The organism is Paenibacillus sp. O199 (genome assembly GCF_001636635.1).
In the GTDB taxonomy this organism is placed as follows: Bacteria; Bacillota; Bacilli; order Paenibacillales; family Paenibacillaceae; genus Paenibacillus; species Paenibacillus marchantiae.
Window position 1 is genome coordinate 1 of record NZ_LGRP01000048.1, and the last position, 21,511, is coordinate 21,511.

The 21,511-nt window shown below is 45.9% G+C and carries 20 protein-coding genes; 18 read left to right on the plus strand and 2 right to left on the minus strand.

Features of this window, described 5'->3' with window-relative positions:
- Positions 1-236: 236 nt before the first annotated feature.
- The 7 genes from A6049_RS29990 to A6049_RS30020 all read left to right on the plus strand — a co-directional run bounded on the left by A6049_RS29990 (position 237) and on the right by A6049_RS30020 (position 6,112).
- The gene (locus A6049_RS29990; RefSeq protein ID WP_024629130.1) at positions 237-728 is read left to right on the plus strand and encodes a phosphatidylglycerophosphatase A family protein; all 492 of its coding nucleotides are present in this window, start codon (positions 237-239) and stop codon (positions 726-728) included.
- A gap of 285 nt (positions 729-1,013) precedes the next feature.
- Complete coding sequence (locus A6049_RS29995; RefSeq protein WP_017689496.1) at positions 1,014-1,202, plus strand: hypothetical protein; 189 nt, start codon at positions 1,014-1,016, stop codon at positions 1,200-1,202.
- 406 nt (positions 1,203-1,608) lie between these two features.
- Positions 1,609-2,502: an acetyl-CoA carboxylase, carboxyltransferase subunit beta gene (gene accD / locus A6049_RS30000; RefSeq protein ID WP_063568087.1), complete on the plus strand. Its 894-nt coding sequence runs from the start codon at positions 1,609-1,611 to the stop codon at positions 2,500-2,502.
- Positions 2,503-3,534, plus strand: a complete 1,032-nt coding sequence (locus A6049_RS30005) for an acetyl-CoA carboxylase carboxyltransferase subunit alpha (RefSeq protein ID WP_063568088.1) — start codon at positions 2,503-2,505, stop codon at positions 3,532-3,534.
- Positions 3,535-3,639: 105 nt separating this feature from the next.
- Positions 3,640-5,067 (plus strand): pyruvate kinase, encoded by a 1,428-nt coding sequence (gene pyk, locus A6049_RS30010; RefSeq protein WP_063568089.1) that lies wholly within the window; start codon positions 3,640-3,642, stop codon positions 5,065-5,067.
- A gap of 130 nt (positions 5,068-5,197) precedes the next feature.
- A complete protein-coding gene (locus A6049_RS30015; RefSeq protein ID WP_063568090.1) occupies positions 5,198-5,704 on the plus strand; it encodes an acyl-CoA thioesterase in 507 nt (168 codons plus the stop codon).
- 6 nt (positions 5,705-5,710) lie between these two features.
- Positions 5,711-6,112 carry an FxsA family protein gene (locus A6049_RS30020; RefSeq protein ID WP_063568091.1) on the plus strand — a complete coding sequence of 134 codons (402 nt, stop codon included), beginning with the start codon at positions 5,711-5,713 and terminating at the stop codon, positions 6,110-6,112.
- A 111-nt stretch (positions 6,113-6,223) separates the two neighbouring features.
- On the opposite strand, the gene ytvI is transcribed toward A6049_RS30020, so the two are convergent.
- Positions 6,224-7,342: a sporulation integral membrane protein YtvI gene (ytvI, locus tag A6049_RS30025; protein WP_063568092.1), complete on the minus strand. Its 1,119-nt coding sequence runs from the start codon at positions 7,340-7,342 to the stop codon at positions 6,224-6,226.
- 478 nt (positions 7,343-7,820) lie between these two features.
- Here ytvI and citZ point away from each other — a divergent pair, with 478 nt between their 5' ends.
- The 4 genes from citZ (at position 7,821) to A6049_RS30045 (ending at position 11,896) form a co-directional block, all read left to right on the plus strand.
- Entirely contained in the window at positions 7,821-8,933 is a 1,113-nt protein-coding gene (gene citZ, locus A6049_RS30030; protein WP_063568093.1) for a citrate synthase, read from the plus strand.
- A 149-nt stretch (positions 8,934-9,082) separates the two neighbouring features.
- On the plus strand, positions 9,083-10,375 hold the full coding sequence (gene icd, locus A6049_RS30035) for an NADP-dependent isocitrate dehydrogenase (RefSeq protein WP_063568094.1): 1,293 nt from the start codon (positions 9,083-9,085) through the stop codon (positions 10,373-10,375).
- A gap of 15 nt (positions 10,376-10,390) precedes the next feature.
- Positions 10,391-11,332: a malate dehydrogenase gene (gene mdh, locus A6049_RS30040; RefSeq protein ID WP_063568095.1), complete on the plus strand. Its 942-nt coding sequence runs from the start codon at positions 10,391-10,393 to the stop codon at positions 11,330-11,332.
- 138 nt (positions 11,333-11,470) lie between these two features.
- Positions 11,471-11,896, plus strand: coding sequence for a hypothetical protein (locus A6049_RS30045; RefSeq protein WP_090808739.1), 426 nt, complete (start codon positions 11,471-11,473; stop codon positions 11,894-11,896).
- Between the two features lie 227 nt (positions 11,897-12,123).
- Here A6049_RS30045 and A6049_RS30050 read toward each other — a convergent pair whose 3' ends face one another.
- A complete protein-coding gene (locus tag A6049_RS30050; RefSeq protein ID WP_063568096.1) occupies positions 12,124-13,683 on the minus strand; it encodes a histidine kinase N-terminal 7TM domain-containing diguanylate cyclase in 1,560 nt (519 codons plus the stop codon).
- Between the two features lie 448 nt (positions 13,684-14,131).
- On the opposite strand from A6049_RS30050, the gene A6049_RS30055 reads away from it, so the two are divergent.
- From A6049_RS30055 to phoU, 7 genes are all read left to right on the plus strand, one after another.
- Positions 14,132-15,001, plus strand: a complete 870-nt coding sequence (locus tag A6049_RS30055; RefSeq protein WP_063568097.1) for an SDR family oxidoreductase — start codon at positions 14,132-14,134, stop codon at positions 14,999-15,001.
- 273 nt (positions 15,002-15,274) lie between these two features.
- Entirely contained in the window at positions 15,275-15,619 is a 345-nt protein-coding gene (locus A6049_RS30060) for a cupin domain-containing protein (RefSeq protein ID WP_063568098.1), read from the plus strand.
- 30 nt (positions 15,620-15,649) lie between these two features.
- Positions 15,650-17,479: a two-component system histidine kinase PnpS gene (pnpS, locus tag A6049_RS30065; RefSeq protein WP_063568099.1), complete on the plus strand. Its 1,830-nt coding sequence runs from the start codon at positions 15,650-15,652 to the stop codon at positions 17,477-17,479.
- A 115-nt stretch (positions 17,480-17,594) separates the two neighbouring features.
- Positions 17,595-18,323: a response regulator transcription factor gene (locus tag A6049_RS30070; protein WP_053783546.1), complete on the plus strand. Its 729-nt coding sequence runs from the start codon at positions 17,595-17,597 to the stop codon at positions 18,321-18,323.
- Between the two features lie 151 nt (positions 18,324-18,474).
- A complete protein-coding gene (locus tag A6049_RS30075; RefSeq protein WP_063568100.1) occupies positions 18,475-19,668 on the plus strand; it encodes a methyl-accepting chemotaxis protein in 1,194 nt (397 codons plus the stop codon).
- Between the two features lie 218 nt (positions 19,669-19,886).
- Complete coding sequence (pstB, locus tag A6049_RS30080) at positions 19,887-20,642, plus strand: phosphate ABC transporter ATP-binding protein PstB (protein ID WP_063568101.1); 756 nt, start codon at positions 19,887-19,889, stop codon at positions 20,640-20,642.
- Between the two features lie 63 nt (positions 20,643-20,705).
- On the plus strand, positions 20,706-21,365 hold the full coding sequence (gene phoU, locus A6049_RS30085; RefSeq protein WP_063568102.1) for a phosphate signaling complex protein PhoU: 660 nt from the start codon (positions 20,706-20,708) through the stop codon (positions 21,363-21,365).
- The last annotated feature ends 146 nt before the right edge of the window (positions 21,366-21,511 follow it).

Sequence of the window (21,511 nt, forward strand, 5' to 3'; positions counted from 1 at the left end):
AGCAGGTTTTTTTGTATTTATTTTACCAATTCCATCAGGTATGCAGGCGAAGGAGATATTGAACGCAAGCAAGAATGTAATATGTGAATCTTTTTACATAATTTATAGGATGAGCAGACTATCAAAGCGAATGTGCATTCCGCATTTTTTATGAACATTTTGGAAGTTTGCCGCATACACTTGAGAACACCGAAGGACCTGGGGGTCCTCGGGGGAGCGATGCGGGAGGTCGAGATATGTCATATGAAATCGTAGAAGCCATGCTGGCCCGGCGGGGTGTACAGATTGATGCAATCGCGGAAATTGTATATCGTCTGCAAAAAGGGTACCACCCGGAACTGACTATGGATGACTGTGTCACGAGTGTGAAATCGGTACTGCAGAAACGTGAGGTGCAATATACGCTGTACACAGGTATAGCCCTCGACGAGCTTGCTGAGAAACGCCTTTTGCCGCAGCCTTTGCAGGCAATTATGGAGGCGGATGAATCCCTGTATGGAGTGGACGAGACTCTTGCTCTTGGCATTACCCATGTGTATGGTATGATCGGTTTAACCAGTTTTGGTTATCTGGATAAAGAAAAGATTGGTGTCATTCATGATCTGAACGAAGCAGGACCAGCTATACATGTTTTTCTGGACGACCTGGTTGCCGGGCTCGCCGCTGCTGCTTCTGCCCGAATTGCTCACAAAAATATTAAAGCCAAGAAATATCCATCGGATATCTGATTTTCTTCATTTGTGTTTTCATTCATTTGGTATCTTTTGTTTGTTCAATGAAAGGTCATCCAGGGTGGCTGTTGCTGCCCTGAGCGGCCTGGAATTCCTTTTTGATAAAGAAAGTCTTAGGAACATTGCATCAACCATATCGGTTATCCTCGCGGGACAAATGTCCCTCTAGATCTCGTTTTCTCCCCAAAGGTCCCGAACCCTTCCTTGCAGAAAAAAAGTGAGGTATGTTATCATTAGTCCAATATACGGGCTCTGAACATTAGCTTAGGGGGCGGACATGGCATGTGGACGGTGATTTACATTGCACCGACAGCAAAGGTTGCGGACAAGATTAAGACCAAGCTTTCGGAAGAAGGTTTTCTGGTACAGACCCGTCCCATCAGTTTATCCAAGCAGCAATTTGAGATTCGCGTCCCTTCAGGGGAATTGGAAGAGGTTCAGGAAGTGCTGAATTCGATTCTGCATTCCTGATTCATTCGATATCAGACGTGCCTTGGCAGATGAAGAAGTACCAATGGTACATAAGGGACTGACCGCGTAAGCGGAAAGAGGAATCGACTTGCATGTATTGTATGCTGCTGTCCTTCCTTCTTTTTTTGTTAGGACAAGGACTGACCAGATTGCTCCCAGAGACCCTACCAAGACAGATTCAAACATCAGCGCAACAATCTTTCGGTTATTGCAGGTAACATCAATCGTGCTGACAGAAGCCGCTGATCCTTGCCTTATACCGGCGGATTTTTTTGTTGTGAATGCTGGACAAGGCCCATGGCAGCGTATGGGTCGTAAGCGGTTTACCGCAGCGCGCGGATGAAGTTGCTACATGCAACGGACTGCAGGTTGCGGCCATCAAATCAACGGCTGGAGAGGTGTAGTTGTGTTCAAAGATATATTCCAGAAAAAACGGAAGTACGCCACCATACCTTCCGAGCGTGCGCTTCGTGGCGAAGGTCAGGAAGCTGGAGAACGTCCAAAACGGGAAATACCTGAAGGACTTATGAACAAGTGCAGCAAATGCGGCACGATTCAATATAGCAAGGAATTGGAAAAAAACCTGAAAGTATGTCCGGCTTGCGGCTACCATATGCGTTTGAACGCAATGGAACGTATCGCCATGGTTCTAGATGAGCAAGGGTTTGTGGAGTATGACGCTGATATGGTATCAGTTGATCCACTTGAATTCCCTGGATATAGTAACAAACTGGAACAACAGCGCCTGAAGTCAGGACTGAAGGAAGCTGTCATTACGGGTGAGGGAACCTTAGAAGGTTTGCCTGTGGTTGTTGCTGTCATGAGCTTCGACTTCTTCACAGGTAGTATGGGTTCGGTTGTAGGGGAGAAAATTACCCGTGCGATTGAGCATGCAACAGAGAAACGCTTACCTTTGATCATTTTCTCAACATCTGGGGGTGCCCGGATGCAAGAGAGTATTCTTAGCCTTATGCAAATGGCGAAAACTAGTGCGGCTTTGTCCCGTTTGGATGAACAGGGCGGATTGTATATTTCGGTCATTACCGATCCTACGACAGGTGGAGTTTCGGCCAGTTTTGCGAGCCTTGGTGATATCATCATCGCCGAGCCGGGAGCTGTATTTGGCTTCGCCGGTAGAATCGTCATTGAGCAGACGATCCGTCAGAAACTGCCTGATGATTTTCAGACGGCAGAATTTAATTTGCAGCACGGTCAGCTGGACATGGTGGTCCATCGTAAAGAACTTCGAGCCACCCTTGGCAAGCTTCTAGACATGCATAGTGAAAAAGGAGGGGTCTAAATGGCGGGTGAGTTGCCATATGAAGCGCCTCTGGTTGAGATGCGCAAGAAGATCGAAGAGCTCGTACAGTTTGGACAGGAAAAAGGCATCGACTTCACTGATGAAATTGCCCGCCTGGAAGAACGTTATCATAGACTCGAAGAAGAGATTTATACCGGCATAACGGCTGCTCAGAAAATGCATCTGGCGCGGCATCAGCAGCGTCCGACGGCACTGGATTTAATCCAATTGATATTTACCGATTTCATTGAGTTGCACGGTGATCGCATGTTCGGAGACGATCTGGCGGTTGTTGGCGGACTGGCGAAGCTAAACGGAAAAACAGTAACGGTCATCGGCCAACAGCGGGGGAAAGATACGAAGGATAATATCGCCCGTTTTTTTGGGAGCGCACATCCAGAAGGATTCCGAAAAGGGCTGCGTCTCATGAAGCAAGCGAACAAATTTGGTCGTCCAATTATTACATTCGTTGATACTAAAGGGGCGTATCCGGGTAATACTGCTGAAGAGAGAGGTCAATCGGAAGCTATTGCCCGTAACCTGCTGGAAATGGCGAAGCTCTCGGTGCCTGTTATTATAGTGGTCATCGGCGAAGGCGGAAGCGGCGGGGCCCTGGCTATGGCTGTGGGTAATCGTGTGTTGATGCTGGAGCATGCGATTTACTCAGCGATCTCTCCGAACGGTGCTGCGTCCATTCTTTGGAAAGATGCATCCAAGGCAGATCAGGCGGCCGAAGCGATGAAAATAACGGCCAAAGACCTTCTGGAGATGGAGGTCATTGAAGAAATAATCCCTGAGCCACGCGGTGGTGCTCATCGGGATTATGAAGAATCTGCGGCTGCAATTAGCGAGGCATTGGTTCGTCATCTGGACGAGATGAAAGGCTGGACTGGTGACCAATTGAAGCAGGATCGGTATGAGAAATTCCGTAAGATTGGATCAGTCACGTTTGAACCTGAGGTGCAAATTGAGGCCCCTCAAGTACCTGTTGAAGTCGATACAGCAGGTAATTTGTCGGGAAATGCTGAATGATGTGACGAATTTCCTATACAAATGAGCAAAAGTATAGTAAATTTAATAGTTGGAAAAAGAAAAAGAGATAAAAAGATAGACCTTTAAAATCGGAGGAAACCCAAAATGCGCAAAACAAAGATTGTATGTACGATTGGTCCATCCAGTGAATCATTGGAGAATACCAAAAAATTGATTATGGCCGGTATGAACGTGGCCCGTTTGAACTTCTCCCACGGTGATTTCGATGAGCACGGCGGACGGATCACAGCAATTCGCCAAGCATGCGAAGAGCTGAACAAGACAGTAGCGATCTTGCTGGACACCAAAGGACCGGAAATTCGGACAGGTAAACTCGAAGTGGAGCCAATCGAATTGGTTCAAGACGAGTACATCACTTTGACAACAGAAGAAATTCTGGGCACCAAAGAACGTCTCTCCATTACGTATGCAGATCTTCCGAGTGATGTTGAACCGGGATCTACAATTCTGATCGACGACGGTCTGATCGGACTGACTGTGGTGGAAGTACAAGGCACCGAGATCAAATGCCGTATCGTTAACGGCGGTACGATCAAAAGCAAAAAAGGTGTTAACGTTCCTGGCGTTGCCATTTCTCTGCCGGGTATTACTGAAAAAGATGCTAACGATATCGTATTTGGTATCGAGCAAGGTGTCGATTTCATCGCGGCTTCATTTGTTCGTAAAGCAAGCGACGTCCTTGAGATTCGTGAATTGCTTGAAAAACACAATGCTGGACATATCCAAATCATCTCCAAAATTGAGAACCAACAAGGTGTGGACAACCTGGATGAAATCCTTGAAGTGTCCGATGGCCTGATGGTTGCTCGTGGAGACCTGGGTGTAGAGATTCCTGCGGAAGAAGTACCATTGGTACAAAAACGCATGATCGAAAAATGTAACGTTGCAGGCAAACCGGTTATCACAGCTACACAAATGCTGGATTCCATGCAACGCAACCCGCGTCCAACACGTGCAGAAGCAAGTGACGTGGCTAATGCGATCTTCGACGGTACAGATGCAATCATGTTGTCTGGTGAAACAGCTGCTGGTAAATACCCAGTTGAATCCGTTCTGACAATGTCCCGTATTGCCGAAAAAGCAGAATCCGCTCTGCCTTACCAAGAGCTGTATCTGAAACAACGTGTTGCTCAACAAACAACAGTTACTGAAGCAATCAGCCAATCTGTTGCCCTGTCAGCTCAAGATCTGAACGCTAAAGCGATCATTACTTCGACTGAATCCGGTCATACAGCACGCATGATTTCTAAATATCGTCCAGAATCTCCAATCATCGCGGTGACAACGGAAGACAGAACTTCCCGTCGTCTTGCATTGGCTTGGGGTGTAACACCAGTCAAAGGAAGACTTGTTGATTCCACTGACGCTTTGTTTGAAAATGCAATTGAAGGCGGCGTGAAATCCGGACTTGTAAAAGAAGGAGATCTTGTTGTTATTACAGCGGGTGTACCTTTGGGTCGTTCGGGTTCCACTAACCTGATCAAAGTAAGCCAAATTCCAAACAACGCATAATTGTGTTTGGACGAGAAGCAACAGGAATGAAGCAATGGGGCGTTTGCGTCCCGTTGCTTTTTTTCCATCTTTATGAGACTTTGTCGTCTCTAGATACGTAATAATTGGTTTATCGAAGGAGGCCGGTAACATGCAACAACAAAGCAATGGCAGTTGGTACACGGCACGTCTTCGCGTGCGTTATCAAGAAAGTGATCAGATGGGTGTGGTCTATCACGCCAACTATTTGAATTGGTTTGAAATCGGTCGAACCGAGATGATTCGCCAAATGGGGTATACATATCGTAAAATGGAGGAACAGGGGTTACTGCTTCCGGTAACCGGACTGGATGTGAAATATCATAAACCTGCCCGGTATGATGATGACATCATCATTTTCACCCGTATTGCTGCATTTAGTGGTCTGCGACTGAACTATGAGTATGACATAAGGCGCATGACTCCAGACCTTAATGAGCAGATAGGCAGCGGGCAACGAGTATGGTCATCTGAGGAGTCCCTTCCTGGTGAACGATTGGTTACAGGCTCTACCCAACATGTATGGGTCAATGGGGACTGGAAGCCAGTCAGGCTGGATAAGGCAGCTTCTGAGCTCTACAGCGCGCTTGAGAAAGTGTGGCTTTCAGGAAAGGGGTAATACGTAATGCGAAGATGGATGTGGGCCCTGCTATTAATCATTCCGGTGATTGAACTGTTTGGTTTCATTCTTATGAGTGACTGGATTGGAGCCGGAAAGACATTGCTTCTCATGATTCTCACGTCCTTGATCGGTATAGCAATGTTGCAGTTTGAAGGACGAAAAGTACTTATTGATGCCAAATCCGAGATGGAGCGCGGTAAGGTGCCCGGAAGGAAAATGGTAGATGGACTATTTATTTTTGTCGGTGGTTTTCTACTGTTGATCCCGGGATTTATCACAGATCTGATCGGTTTTACACTGTTGTTCCCAGTAACACGTTCAGTGTACCGTCTATTCTTCCTGGGCTGGCTGGAGAAAAAAATGAGAAACGGAAGTATTAAGTTTTATCGTGGTCCGAAAAAATAGGATATACCAGCATCAGTTGAAGAAAGGCACCCACCATCAGATTCAGTCTGATGAGCGGTGCCTTCTTTAGTCTTGATTATATGCGGATCACAGAAAGCAGAAATCATGATTTCATCGGACACGTCCGTTAATAATATATGTTCGGAGATCACGGAACACGTTCGCTCGATTAAATGCATCAAGGATAACGAGGCTGACAGGGCCGATGATCAAACCGAGTACACCGAACAGTTTCAATCCGACAAACATGCCAACCAATGTGGCCAGAGGATCCAACCCGACACTGCTGGCAAGCACTTTGGGTTCAATGATTTGGCGAGCAATCAGCACAATGAGATATACAATACTGATGCCGATCCCCAGGTACAAGTCTCCATTCATAAGCAGGTATGCTGCCCAGGGAACCATCACCAAGCCAACGCCGAGATAAGGAAGCAGATCCACCAGACCGATGAGCAAAGCGATCGTAAAGGCAGATTTAACCTGGAGCACAAGCAATCCAATCATGACAAATAATGCGGTGATAGAGATCATGATCAACTGGGCTCGTGCATAACCGAACAGTGCTTTTTTGAGATCATTCCATATGTCGGTAATCGGTTTGCGAATGGATGAGGGTACCCAGCCCGATACGGTAATGCTGTGTCTGGTCCAACTTTTGCTTATAAAGAAAGTTGACAGCAGAACCACGATTAATACGGCTCCCATATTGGGGAGAGAAGTGAGCAGGTTCAGGATCATGTTGAAAAATCCGGTGACCAGGTCCGTTACAGCTGTACCTACCGTTTCGGTTGTTTTGCTAATATTGCTGTTAATGGTCTCCTGATAGTTGGGATTTTCCTTGTAAAATTCATTGATCTGTCCAATTAAACTCTGAATTGTGTCATTCTGAGTCCAACGGATGAACGTAGCCTTAATCTCATCGACATGAAGGTCGAAGCTCGTCGTTAGTGAAATGACTTCCTTGACCATACGGGTTACCGCAGCAGACAATACGACGACAATGGCCCCGAAATAAATAATTAGTGATAAGGTTACAGCCAGCCAGCGGGGAAATCGGGCCTTGTATTGAAGCAACTTCACCAGAGGGTTCATCGCATAAGCGATAATCCAGGCGATGGCAAAAGGATATAACAGCGGGAACAGCAGGTATATGGCAACGGCAATGAGTATGGTCGCAATAATCACCCATAAGCCGCGCAACAGGCGTTTCATTATGATTCTATCCAAGCATCAACTCTCCTTATTCCATTTCAAGCTACCACGAAGGAAGCATAGGAAGCTATCTAGTTAATATAGAGCAAATACACTGATTTGAAACGCCAGGATGTCGTCGAATTATATCTTTTCTTTTGCCTAGAGTATGCCTCATGTTCACAAAATATAGCAATAAAAACTTGATTTATAGCACGGATTTATATAAAAAGAATAAAATGTCAACCTTGTTTTTGTAAAGGTTTTCAAAAATGCTTTATCAGTCCGATAAAGAAGTTTGATGTGCGGATGACCTCGCATCATGTTCACATAAACGACAAAATCCAGTATGATGAGATAAGGAAATACCGATTGACAGATATGAAAACCGGATATTGAGGTATTTATTAATTTTAAAATGTAAATGGTTACAAAAGAAGGACGAGTGCGTTTGAGCACGTAGATGACACTCTGGATGGGTTCTTGATTTCGTTTATTAAAGGAGAGATGTAATATGACAGCTACCAAAGGTCTGGAAGGCATCGTTGCAACAACCTCTTCGATCAGCTCCATTGTAGACGGTGTGCTTACATACCGTGGTTACGATATTGACGATCTGGCAGAACATGCAAGCTTTGAAGAAGTTGCCTATTTACTGTGGTTTGGTAAATTGCCAACTACGGATGAACTGAAATCCCTTCGCAAAAGCCTGAGCGATTACGCGCCGATTCCGAGCGAGTTGATTGCACAAATCCAATTGTATCCGAAAAACATGAGTACCATGGCAGCACTGCGTTCCGCGGTATCCGCACTGGCTCTGTACGATGAGCAGGCTGACGAGATGACAGCGGAAGCGAACGAGAACAAAGCGGTTAAGCTGCAAGCGCAGTTGCCAACCATTGTGGCAGCCATAGCCCGTATCCGTCAGGGCAAAGAACCTGTGGCTCCAAAAGAAGGCGCTTCCATCGCAGAAAACTTTTTATATATGATGACTGGAGAACAACCAGCCGAGACCGCTGTTAAAGCCCTTGATCAAGCGCTTGTCCTGCATGCGGATCACGAGTTGAACGCTTCTACATTTGCAGCACGTGTAACAGTAGCTACGCTTTCCGACATCTATTCGGGAGTAACTTCTGCGATTGGCGCATTGAAGGGGCCATTGCATGGCGGTGCAAATGAAGCCGTTATGAAAATGCTGAATGAGATTGGAACACCTGATCGTCTGGAAGCAGCTATTCAAGAAAAATTGAACAACCGTGAGAAGATCATGGGCTTTGGACACCGTGTCTACAAAAATGGAGACCCACGTGCGAAACATCTGCAAAAGATGTCCAAGGAACTGGGGGAAATGAACAACGATACACGCTTGTACGATATGTCGGTGAAGATCGAAGAGCTGGTGACAGGACAAAAAGGTCTGAAACCAAATGTAGATTTCTATTCCGCTTCCGTATATACCCAATTGGGTATTGAAGAGGTCCTGTTTACACCAATCTTTGCGATTAGCCGGGTATCAGGTTGGACTGCTCATATTCTGGAACAGCTTGCGGATAACCGTATTATTCGTCCGCGTGCCGAGTACACAGGCCCAACAGATCAGAAGTACGTTTCAATCGAACTTCGCTAATGGCATCAAAACCAGTATAATAAAAAGGACGGGGTGAAGGGGTGTAACATGTTGGCTGAAATTAGCAGCACGTTCATAACCCTTCCTCCAATAAGACAAGCGGTGTGTTATCATACTGCATCTACGAAACCCAAGGAGGAATTATACTAATGAAATTAGAAAAATTTGCTCACCCAACTGAAGGCGAAAAAATTCAAATTGATAACGGTACACTGCAAGTACCTAATAACCCGATCATTCCATTTATCGAAGGTGACGGTACAGGCCGTGACATCTGGAAAGCTTCCAAACGTGTATTGGATGCAGCTGTTGAAAAAGCATATGACGGCAACAAAAAAATCGCATGGTATGAAGTGTTTGCTGGACAAAAAGCATTCGATACATACGGGGAGTGGCTGCCAAACGATACGCTTGAAGCTATTCGCGAGTATATCGTAGCGATCAAAGGACCATTGACTACACCAATCGGTGGCGGAATTCGTTCCCTGAACGTAGCGCTTCGTCAAGAACTGGATCTGTACACTTGCTTGCGTCCTGTTCGTTATTTCGATGGTGTACCTTCTCCGGTTAAACGTCCTGAGTTGGTAGACATGGTCATTTTCCGTGAGAATACGGAAGATATCTATGCAGGTATTGAATACGCAGAAGGTTCAGAAGAAGTGAAAAAAGTAATCCAATTCCTGCAACAGGAGATGGGTGCAAACAAAATCCGCTTCCCTGAAACTTCCGGTATTGGTATCAAGCCAGTTTCCTCCGAAGGTTCCAAACGTTTGGTACGTGCAGCAGTACAATATGCCATCGATCACAACCGTAAGAGCGTTACATTGGTACACAAAGGTAATATCATGAAATTTACAGAAGGTGCCTTCAAAAACTGGGGTTATGAAGTTGCTGAAGACGAGTTTGCTGACAAAGTGTTCACTTGGGCACAATACGATATCATTAAAGAAAAAGACGGTACGGATGCAGCTAATGCAGCTCAAAAAGCAGCTGAAGATGCTGGCAAAATCATCGTGAAAGATGCTATTGCCGATATCGCTCTGCAACAAGTATTGACTCGTCCAGGTGAGTTCGATGTAATCGCAACGTTGAACCTGAACGGTGACTATCTGTCCGATGCACTGGCTGCACAAGTTGGCGGAATTGGTATCGCTCCAGGAGCGAACATCAACTATGTAACAGGACATGCTATCTTCGAAGCTACTCACGGTACTGCACCTAAATATGCAGACAAAGATGTCGTGAACCCTGGTTCCGTTATTCTGTCCGGCGTAATGTTGCTTGAGCACCTGGGATGGCAAGAAGCGGCTAACCTGATCTACAAAGGTATGGAAACATCCATCAACAACAAAACAGTAACTTATGACTTTGCACGTCTGATGGACGGCGCTACTGAAGTGAAATGTTCTGAATTTGCTGATCAAATCATTAAAAACCTGTAAGGGGAGATGTGAATCGTGACTATTCAGCGCAAAAAAATCACAGTAGTCGGCGCCGGATTTACCGGAGCTACAACGGCTTTGATGCTTGCCCAAAAAGAACTCGGGGATGTTATTCTGGTTGATATTCCGCAATTGGAAAACCCGACTAAAGGTAAAGCGCTCGACATGTGGGAAGCTAGTCCTGTTCAGGGCTTCGACAGCAATATCGTCGGTACTTCCAACTACGAGGATACTGCAGGTTCGGAGATTGTTATTATTACGGCAGGTATTGCCCGTAAACCAGGTATGAGCCGTGATGATCTGGTCAACACGAATGCAGGAATCGTGAAGTCTGTTTGTGAAAATGTGAAAAAATATTGCCCTGATTCCATCGTCATTATTCTAAGCAACCCGGTAGATGCAATGACATATGCAGCTTATCAGACGCTTGGTTTCCCTAAAAACCGCGTAATCGGCCAGTCCGGTGTTCTGGATACTGCACGTTATTGCACATTCATTGCACAAGAGCTGAATGTATCGGTTGAAGACGTCCGTGGATTCGTTCTTGGCGGCCACGGAGACGATATGGTACCACTCGTTCGTTATTCCAGCGTTGGCGGTATTCCAATCGATACCCTCATCCCGGCAGAGCGCATTGAAGCCATCGTACAACGCACACGTGTTGGCGGGGGTGAGATCGTTAACCTGCTCGGAAACGGCAGCGCATATTATGCACCAGCAGCTTCATTGGTGCAAATGACCGAAGCCATTTTGAAAGATAAAAAACGAATCATTCCGGTTATTGCTTACCTTGAAGGGGAATATGGCTACAACGACTTGTTCCTTGGTGTGCCAACCGTTCTGGGTGGTAACGGAATTGAGAAAATATTTGAACTGGAACTGACTGCTGAAGAAAAAGCGGGACTCAACAAATCTGCGGATTCGGTTCGTAACGTCATTTCAGTAGTTAACTTGTAAGTTTGAAAACTTTTTGACAGGAACAGACAGAAAACCTTCGGATCATCCGGAGGTTTTCTTTTCTTTGGATAAGTTCCCCAGTATAATGAGATGTGATGTATAGCACACTGACTGAAATTTCTGAGGAGGATGGACATTTTGACAATGATTATGTATTTGCTCCATATTATTGGAGCACTGGCGATGGGCTTCTATCTGATCTTGCCATTCGTTGTGGGCAAAATCCGTACATTGAGTGCTGCCGCTCAAGAGGGAGCATTTGCATCGCTCCGTTCATTAAACCGTATCGCACAGTACGGACTTGTAATTCAGCTTCTTACGGGTGGTTACTTAATGACCAAGGGTGAGTATTCCTATCTGTGGATGGGCGTGGTAGTGGTTCTGTTGCTGGCTATTGCAGCAATCGGTGGCATTATGGGTAAACCGTTACGCTTGGCAGCAGAGGCTGTGAAAAGCAATCGTGACGTCAGTGCAGAACAAAGTAAGATTCGTACGTTCAGCACATTGCTTGCCGTATTCCTGCTCATTATGGTGTATCTGATGGTGAACAACCAGGTGATCTAACAATAGCTGCGAAACGAGTTTTATTTGCGAGCTGAACTTAAAGCGTTTGCACTTCAAACGTTGGGACAAGCTGAATAAGAAAGTAAGTTTTTGAACCGTATTGAAATAGACAGCCCAGAGGCTGTCTATTTTTGTTCGCTCCGTCTGGGGTGATGTCTGACAACCATCAAGGTGCTAGTGTTGAAATAACGGCATATATGGCTCACGTAGTTAAACGCTACATTTAGTTAACCCAAGCTTACAGCGTGGGCAAATACGGTGTTACGACCGTTACGCTTGGACTCATATAGTGCCGTATCGGCATCACGCAGCAAGGATTCCAGAGAATCGGACCCTCCATTATATTGTGCCACTCCGAAGCTTGAAGTCAGTGGAATACGAGTACCTTGTACCTCCAGCGGGTCATTCAACAAAGCCACGCGTAACTTCTCAGCAAGCTGCTCACCGTCTTGGAGGGAGGCATTGGGTACCGCGATAACAAACTCCTCTCCTCCATAACGTGCAAACAACATCTCCGAATTCAGATAACGATTACATACAGAGACCACATGAATGATGGCCTGATCCCCAACGTCATGTCCATAGGTGTCATTAATTCGTTTGAAATGATCAATGTCAAATAATATAAAGGCCGTCGGCCGCAGATTAAGCTGGGCTTCACTCAGTATCTCTCGACCTCTAAGCAGGAACTGCGTGCGGTTATATATTTTGGTGAGACCATCGAAGTAAGCCAGTTGCTTCAATTGTTCTTGTAGGAAACGTTGCTCTGTAATATCAATCAGCATAATCAGTGTGCCAACGGCTTGTCCTTCTTTGTTATACACATAAGAGGTTCTCACCTGATAACAGACGGTCTCTCCGTTTAATTGCCAGTACAGATCGGTTTGCAGACCTTCTCGGCCATATTCCACTGGAAAGGTCTCACCGGCAAGCGACAGCCATACATCGTTCAGATGTTGACCTACCATGCTGAAATCAAGCTCTGGCAGCATATCACGCAGAGATTTATTATAGTCGACGAGACGATTGGAACTATCCAGCACGATAACGCCTTCACGCATGCTCTCAAAGATACTATCCTTGGCGATAGGTACGATGGTTAACAGACGGGAGGATAGAATAGCCCAGATATACATTGCGGATGTAATGCACATGAGAACCGGAACAGGATCCATACCACCTGGGGTCAGACCAAGTAAATACACAAAGGCCGCTACCATGGGAATAAGCTGTGAAGTGATCAATGTGAGTAACTGACGACGATACATCTTTTTGGTATGTTTCCATTGTCCGACGAGAATAAGGCAGGCACATAACAGACAGGAAAAGGTGAATGCACCATGAACAACGTACCATTGCCCTACAGCAATATCCATTAGAGGGACGGAACTGTCTTCTCTTAACCATACTCTTTTATAGAAAAGATGATGAAAATCATTTGTTGCCACCATGAACAAGGTAATGGAAGGGATTACAAACAGTGCAGCAGAAGCTTTTTTGGATAATTTTTTACCCGTGTATTGCATCATGAGCATCAGCCCAAGAGAGGCGGAGAAAGGCATACCAATGTATTCGATGACCGTCCAGAATTTCATCTGCTCCAGTGTATTGCTGGCGAGTTCAATCGCGTAACCGAAGGTGTAAACCGACAGAGCTGCTGTATAGAGAATGAATATTTTCGAACTGGGGATTTCTGCTCTTCTAACATAAGTATATAAACACAGAAAAACATTCAGCACAGCTGAAGTTGCTACAAGTGTTATATAAGAATTAATGTGCGATTCCATGGGTTTGGTCTCCATATTAGATCAGAATATTTGCTTAGTTGGGAAGCATGACTGCATGACATCGCTTCATCCAAACTGGATTAATTTTATTTAAAGCTTATCTGTATACTGTACATTGTACATCAGCTCATACGGCATAGGAATACAATTTGGTTGGTGAATCCGTTCAATTTCGATAAAATTTTCGAATGATTGGCATAATAGGTCGAATTCAATGCGGCTTTGCCTCAGTTGACAGCATGTCTGTGAGAAACGATAAAGAAACAGCCATTAGAGTATTGGGAATTTTTCTGTTTAACCGCCAAAAGCGAGTGGTAAGTATGTATCGAGGCAAGAGACAGTGACTTTGGAGCATGAGCATTGGAAAAGGGATTAATCTGTATTGTTCATGCCATCCTACAGAATGAATCTGAATCAGGACATTCCATTTTGAGAGGAGAAATGCCAGATGTCAACCGACACACAAAACAAAAAGACGATGCCTGCCCAACATCAGGATCAGCGCCCGGGTATCGAATCGGAGATGCACCCCAAACCAGAGTTTGAGAAACCTGAATATAAAGCAGCCGGTAAATTGTTAGATAAGGTTGCTCTGATCACGGGTGGAGACAGTGGAATTGGACGTGCTGTTGCCGTTACATATGCGAAGGAAGGCGCGGATGTAGCGATTGTATACCTGAGTGAGCATGAGGATGCGGAAGAGACCAAGCGTCAGGTCGAACAGGAAGGACGCAAATGCATATTGATTCCCGGGGACATTGGTGACAATGCCTTTGCCAAGAAATCCGTGCAGCAGACGGTGGATCAACTAGGCAAGCTGGATATTGTCGTGAATAATGCAGCGGAGCAGCATCCCCAGCAGCAGCTGGAGGATATTACTCCAGAACAGCTGGAGCGTACGTTCCGCACAAATATTTTTGGCATGTTTTATATTACACAGGCTGCTCTGCCACATCTTAAGAAAGGCAGTACAATCATTAATACAACCTCCATTACCGCATATCGCGGAAATCCGACGTTAATTGATTATTCATCTACGAAAGGAGCTATCACTTCATTTACACGCTCCTTGTCGATGAATGTTGTGGAGAAGGGAATTCGTGTGAATGCTGTTGCTCCAGGGCCGATTTGGACCCCTCTCATTCCATCCACGTTTGATGAGAAAAAGGTGAGCGAATTTGGTGCTACTCAGCCAATGAAACGTCCAGGTCAACCGGATGAACTGGCTCCAGCTTACGTGTATCTCGCTTCGGATGATTCTTCCTACGTGAGCGGTCAGGTGATGCACGTTAATGGCGGCGAAGTGGTCAACGGATAATCCATTGACGACGTATTTCAAACGAAGGCGTATCGTTACCAGCATGACTGGTCGGTACGTCTTTTTTTAATGAGCATATAGCGGAAGAGATATGATTTTGATCCAGTTTACAAAAGTCGGGATCGGCGTTGATGCAACCATGATACTTTATCATTAGGCTTGCCTGGAGATAGTTCTAGAACTGACGCCGCGTGCTGTTAATCAAAAATGGCAGGGTCTCCATGCTATCTGTGATATGATATAGACCGACAAGTAAGCTTCGGAGGCGGTCACATGAAGATTAGCAAACAAAATGCGGCACACTATATATGGGGTGAACAGTGCGATGGTTGGCATCTCGTTCAAGATGAAACACTGAGCATTATTCATGAACGTATGCCTGCAGGAACTTCTGAAACCCGGCACTACCATTCGATAAGTCGTCAGTTTTTCTTTATTCTTAGCGGTGAGGCTTGTATGGAACTTAACGGGGAAGAGTTTGTGCTTGAACTCCATGAAGGGATAGAAATTGCGTCGGGCATGCCACATCAGATGCAGAATCGGGGCGAAGCAGACGTAGAATTTCTTGTCATTTCACAACCCACCACTCGTGGTGATCGAATAGAAATGGATATGTAATTATTAATTTTATAACAAAGGAAGAGATAGATGAGACCGTTCCGAATTCGCCTTGCCATCATTATGATGGTGCTGATCGGTATTTCCGTCATTGTGGCGGGGTATACGATGGGCAGAGTTTTTAAGACTACTCACATTAATGCATTGGAGCAAACGATGGTGCGTGAGATCAACTTGCTAAAAGCAACGTTCCCGTTCCATGATGCAACCAATCCAAAAAATGCAGAGACACAGAAATATTATTCAGAACGTGCGGTTGAGCTGGATCGACTGACGGATTCACGGGTAACTTTTATCAATAAAGACGGAACGGTCATTGGCGACTCGGAGAGCGATCCCAATTCAATGGACAACCACTTGAACCGTCAGGAGATTAAAGAAGCGGTTGGGCAAAATTATGGTCAGTCGATTCGTTATAGTGCAACATTAGGGCAGGACATGCTGTATGTGGCGCTTCCTGTGAATTCGGATCAAAGCGACATGATCGAGTTACCCAGTGGGAAATTTGATGGTTACATTCGACTATCCATGAGTCTTGAAGCTGTTGATCAGGGTCTTCAGCAGGGCTGGATTTTGATGTTCTTCACCTTGGGCCTTCTGTTCCTGATTGTGGCTCTGGTAAGTTACCGGGTTGCGCGGGGACTGACATCACCCATTGAGCATATTACAAAGGTGGCTCACCGGATCACCAAGCTGGATTATGATGCTAGAGTGGATGTAACTCGTAATGATGAGATCGGTCAACTGGGACTTGCCATTAACGGAATGGCAGACAGCCTTCAGATGCAACTGAAGACGATCAGGGATAATGAAGCGCTGCTGCAAAGTGTGCTTGCCAACATGACGGGCGGCATTATTATGATTGATGCAGGTCAATCCATTGCACTGGTTAACCGGGAAGCGGAGCGTATGCTCGGCATTCAGGCAGAGCGGGTTACTGGCAAACCATATATTGAATTGAAGCGGCATTATGAGCTGACACGCACGATTGAAGAGAGTGTTGCATTGCGAGAACCAATGCATGAAGAAGTAAGTGTGTTCAATCCAGTCGAAAAATTAATTCGCATTGATGGAGTACCGATGTCCGAAGATGACGGCGCTTATCGGGGGATGCTCTTCCTTCTGCAGGATGTAACAGCAATCCGCAGGCTGGAATCAATGCGCAGTGAATTCGTCGCGAATGTATCTCATGAACTCAAAACGCCGGTGGCCGCGGTCAAAGGTTTTGCCGAAACACTTCTCAGCGGCGGGGTACAGGACAAAGAGACGGAGCGTTCATTCCTGCAGATTATCTATGATGAAGGTGACAGACTGAATCGATTAATCGGAGATATTCTGGAGTTATCCAAAATTGAGTCCAAACGGGCTCCCCTGCAGTGTTCACCAGTGCATGTGCATTCGTTCTTCGAGATGGTCCTCGGTACCTTGTCCAAGGTGGCGGAGAAGAAAGAGATTCGCCTGGAGATGAATGTTCCCGAAGAATTGTATATTGAAGCTGATGAGGATAAAATGAAGCAGATCTTTATTAATCTGTTATCCAACGGCATTAATTACACGCCTGAGGGCGGACGGGTAAAATTACAAGTGTCGGTTGAACATAATGAGGACGAAGAAGAAGTTATATTTGCAGTATCCGACACAGGAATTGGTATTCCGAAGAAAGATTTGCCGCGGATTTTTGAACGCTTCTATCGGGTGGACAAGGGCAGATCCCGTAATTCGGGAGGCACTGGACTTGGACTTTCAATTGTGAAACATCTGGTAGAATTGCACCATGGCAAACTGTCTGTAGAGAGCGAACTTGGCATGGGGACTACGTTTCGTGTTATCCTTCCATTAATTCAGGATGAAGAAATCTAGCGCGATGGAAGTGAAATGTAAAAGGAATGTGCTGTTTTACACAGAGTTAACAATTAGGTGCTATGATAATGAAAGTGTTGTGGCAACAGACAACCTATAGGAGAGAAGGGGTATCATGGCGCAGCGTTTGCTCGTTATTGAAGATGAACCAACATTATCAAGATTGCTTACGTACAACCTGACACAAGAGGGCTATGATGTTATTGCTGAGGATCACGGATCTTCAGGTTATGATCGGGCGTTGTCCCAGGAGTTTGATCTGATTCTGCTGGATCTGATGCTTCCTGGAATGAATGGTCTGGATATTCTGAATAAGTTACGAATTCAGGGTGTTAGCACACCGGTCATTATTCTCACAGCCAAAAACGGTGAAGCCGAAGTTGTACAAGGCTTAAAATCAGGTGCCGATGATTATATTACGAAGCCATTTGGTGTATCCGAATTGCTTGCTCGCGTAGATGCAGTGTTAAGACGTTATTCGAACGGTGAAGATTTGCCGCAACCAGAGGATAAAGATGGTTCCCGTATTATTCTGGGAGAGCTTGAGATATATCCTTTGAAGTATGAAGTGACATTGGGTGGACAATCCATCAGTCTTCGTCCCAAGGAGTTTGAGGTACTGCTTTATCTGGCCAAGAAGCCGGGTGTTGTGCTTACACGGGATGATCTGATGAATGCGGTCTGGGGCTTCGATTATATCGGAGGACAGCGCACGGTGGACGTTCATGTCAGTTCATTGCGGAAAAAGTTGGAGCTGGACCCGGAATCGGTTCATATTGATTCGATTCGCGGTGTAGGTTATAAATTGGTTGTAAAAAGAAAAACTCCCCATCATTCAAGTTAACAATGATCGGGGAGTTTTTTTTACATTCCGTTAACATAAACAATTATTTTCCTTTACGTATAGGGAGTAGGATGAAGCTGTCTGAGTGATACTTTATACCTATATATTCCACCTCAGGACGGAGCTCATACGTAAAGGAGATTGCGCATTTATGCCCATGTTGCTCGAAGTGAAGCCCGACCAGCCCGAAGAAATGATAAATACGCAACAGGAACAAGTTGTAGCTCCCATGGGAGAACAAAAAGATGAAGATGAAATTGGGGTCACCAAAGAGAATGTAATTTCATTACGGGACTATTGCCGTCAAATACCTGTAGTTGACGTTCACACTACCTGCGGGGAAGCGGCAAGCCTGCTCAATCAGGATCAGGAGTATCCGTGTATTGTATTATGTGATGATCACATGCGGCCATTAGGTTTGTTGATGCGAGAGACATTATACCGAATGTTGAATGGACGCTTCGCGGCAGATCTTTTCTATCGTAAGCCGGTTGTACACGCAGCGGACTCTTCTCCTGTTATTGTCGATGTGCACGCAGAAGCGACCGCGATTATTGACATCGCTCTTGCACGCAGTGAGCAATATTTCTACGATTGTTTGATCGTTACGGAAGAAGACCGATTGCTGGGTGTGTTGACGATGAGGGATGTTATGTCCCTTTCCCGTAAACTGCAGCATGTGGCTTCGGAAGAACGTGTACATATTATTACACAGAGCAGACAGGAAATAGCGAGAATCAACGACTCCGTCACCAAACTGGTTCAAGCCGCTCAAAAGGCTGGGGTAGAAGCGTCTCAGATCATGCAGTTGTCCGAACGGGGAGCGAGCAGTCTCAGTCAGGTTGATGCTTCCTATAACCGTGTATATCAGCATATGGAGGGTCAGCAGAAACACGCCGATGACATGCTGAGCTCTATCGACATGGGTTCCGGGATGGCACGTTCCATTCGTTCATTGGCTGACCAAAGTGGGTTACTCGCTATGAATGCTTCCATCGAAGCGGCACATGCGGGGGAGTACGGACGGGGTTTCCAGGTCGTTGCTGGTGAGATTCGTGCACTAGCCAAGCAGACCCGTGAGGTTGCGGGAAATATGTCCTCTTTACTGGATGATATCGGAGGATTGACCAGACAGACTGTAGAACTGGTGAGAGCAAGCGCGGCAGAGATTGACAGCAGCTCCGTTCATGTAAACGAAGGAGGGGCTGCATTCAAACAGCTGAACACGGCTGTAGCAGGCATGTCCCATATTGCAGAGGATATCGCGAAGGAAGGCAAAACGGCTGGAGAATTGGCCGAGCACATTCGGGAGAGACTGGAAGATATGGTCCGGGCGTATGACTAAACGAAGATAGGCTGGGCATCATTCATACACAATGATCGGATAGGAGGGTCATGGGTGTGAAAGATGTCTCTTTTTACATTCCGTTAACATGAAAGTGATACTGTTTTTACAATGAGAGGGTAGGATATTATAGATGACCGAGAGCCAAGTTCAATCATTGGCATCGGTCTACGTAAGGGAATCTGGTTGTCCCTGCCGCGAAGGAGAAGTGAACATCCATGAAGGACCTCATTCACATTGAAGGACTTAATTTATACTATGATACGCATCACGCGCTTAAAAATATATCGATGGACCTGCCGGAGAAGACAGTTACCGCGTTTATCGGTCCGTCGGGCTGTGGTAAATCGACCTTGCTTCGTACATTGAATCGGATGAATGACATGATTCCAGGCGTACGTGTGGAAGGACAAGTTATGTTGGACGGTTCCGACATTTATAGCAATGAGATTGAAGTAGAGACGCTGCGCAAGCGGGTCGGAATGGTATTTCAGCAGCCTAACCCTTTTCCAAAATCGATCTACGATAACGTGGCCTACGGACCACGACTTCATGGGGTGACGCAAAAAGCCGAACTGGATCGTTTGGTTGAGCAGAGTCTTGTTCATGCTGCACTGTGGGATGAAGTGAAGGATGTGCTCAAAAAATCGGCACTCAGTCTCTCCGGTGGACAACAGCAGCGCCTCTGTATTGCACGTGCTCTGGCCGTGCAGCCTGACGTACTGCTGATGGATGAAGCAACGTCTGCACTTGATCCAATCTCAACGCTCAAAATTGAGGAACTGGTCAAGGAACTGCACCACAAATACACAATTGTAATGGTAACCCACAACATGCACCAAGCTGCTCGTGTATCGGGTCGTACGGTATTTTTCCTGAACGGAGAAGTGGTGGAGGCAGCGGATACAGAAACATTGTTCTCCACACCGCAAGATTCCAGAACCGAGGATTATATATCCGGACGGTTCGGATAAGCTAGCTGAGTTCGAACGATCCCGGCGTGTCCGGAGATGATGGATAAGGAGGACATGGAATCTATGATTCGCAGAAGAGAATTTGATCAGGAGCTTGAGGAACTGCGCACACTGCTTCGGCAAATGGGTGAGCATGTAGGCACAGCGTTGGATGGTGCTATTGAAAGTTTACAGACGATGGATGCCGAGAAAGCTCAGGTCATCATCAAGAATGATGCGAATCTGAATGCCTTGGAAGACAAGATTATGGAATTAGGTTCCAAGCTCATCATTACACAACAGCCGGTAGCGAAGGATTTGCGACGCATTATTGTTGCCTTCAAAATCTCAAGTGACTTGGAGCGTATGGGTGACCTTGCGCTGGATGTGGCCAAAGTGACCCTTCGTATGGATGGGCAGGAGCTCATTAAACCGCTTGTGGATATTCCAAGAATGGCGGAAATCGTGAAGTCCATGATTGAGGAATCCATTGAATCCTTCCTGAAAGAAAATACGGATCTGGCCTACAAAATGGCTCAGACCGATGATCAGGTTGACCAATTGTACAGTCATATGATCAGTGACCTCTACTCGTTTATGACAGACCATCCAAATAAGGCTTCCCAAGCGATGCTCTTGATGTTGGTAGGACGTTATATCGAACGGATTGGTGACCACGCAACAAACATTGGTGAGAGCACGGTGTATCTGGTAACAGGAAAACGCCCTGATTTGAATCAATAGGTAACCGTTTTTAGTGGAATTGGGGTATTATTCGTAGCGAAATGAAGGGACTTTCTCTCGGGCGGCCTGTGAACAGGTCATCCGCGGAGGGAGTTCCTTTTTTTGCAGGCCAGATCATGGCCTATAAAGATGACTAATTTTTTTGT

Excerpts from the sequence above, each read along its gene's own strand:
- pstB (WP_063568101.1), top strand. The coding sequence starts at position 19,887 with ATGAAGGACCTCATTCACATTGAAGGACTTAATTTATACTATGATACG.
- A6049_RS29990 (WP_024629130.1), top strand. The coding sequence starts at position 237 with ATGTCATATGAAATCGTAGAAGCCATGCTGGCCCGGCGGGGTGTACAG.
- phoU (WP_063568102.1), top strand. The coding sequence starts at position 20,706 with ATGATTCGCAGAAGAGAATTTGATCAGGAGCTTGAGGAACTGCGCACA.
- A6049_RS30020 (WP_063568091.1), top strand. The coding sequence starts at position 5,711 with ATGCGAAGATGGATGTGGGCCCTGCTATTAATCATTCCGGTGATTGAA.
- A6049_RS30005 (WP_063568088.1), top strand. The coding sequence starts at position 2,503 with ATGGCGGGTGAGTTGCCATATGAAGCGCCTCTGGTTGAGATGCGCAAG.
- A6049_RS30060 (WP_063568098.1), top strand. The coding sequence starts at position 15,275 with ATGAAGATTAGCAAACAAAATGCGGCACACTATATATGGGGTGAACAG.
- A6049_RS30015 (WP_063568090.1), top strand. The coding sequence starts at position 5,198 with ATGCAACAACAAAGCAATGGCAGTTGGTACACGGCACGTCTTCGCGTG.
- A6049_RS29995 (WP_017689496.1), top strand. The coding sequence starts at position 1,014 with ATGTGGACGGTGATTTACATTGCACCGACAGCAAAGGTTGCGGACAAG.
- pnpS (WP_063568099.1), top strand. The coding sequence starts at position 15,650 with ATGAGACCGTTCCGAATTCGCCTTGCCATCATTATGATGGTGCTGATC.
- A6049_RS30075 (WP_063568100.1), top strand. The coding sequence starts at position 18,475 with ATGCCCATGTTGCTCGAAGTGAAGCCCGACCAGCCCGAAGAAATGATA.
- A6049_RS30050 (WP_063568096.1), bottom strand. The coding sequence starts at position 13,683 with ATGGAATCGCACATTAATTCTTATATAACACTTGTAGCAACTTCAGCT.
- citZ (WP_063568093.1), top strand. The coding sequence starts at position 7,821 with ATGACAGCTACCAAAGGTCTGGAAGGCATCGTTGCAACAACCTCTTCG.
- pyk (WP_063568089.1), top strand. The coding sequence starts at position 3,640 with ATGCGCAAAACAAAGATTGTATGTACGATTGGTCCATCCAGTGAATCA.
- A6049_RS30055 (WP_063568097.1), top strand. The coding sequence starts at position 14,132 with ATGTCAACCGACACACAAAACAAAAAGACGATGCCTGCCCAACATCAG.
- A6049_RS30070 (WP_053783546.1), top strand. The coding sequence starts at position 17,595 with ATGGCGCAGCGTTTGCTCGTTATTGAAGATGAACCAACATTATCAAGA.
- icd (WP_063568094.1), top strand. The coding sequence starts at position 9,083 with ATGAAATTAGAAAAATTTGCTCACCCAACTGAAGGCGAAAAAATTCAA.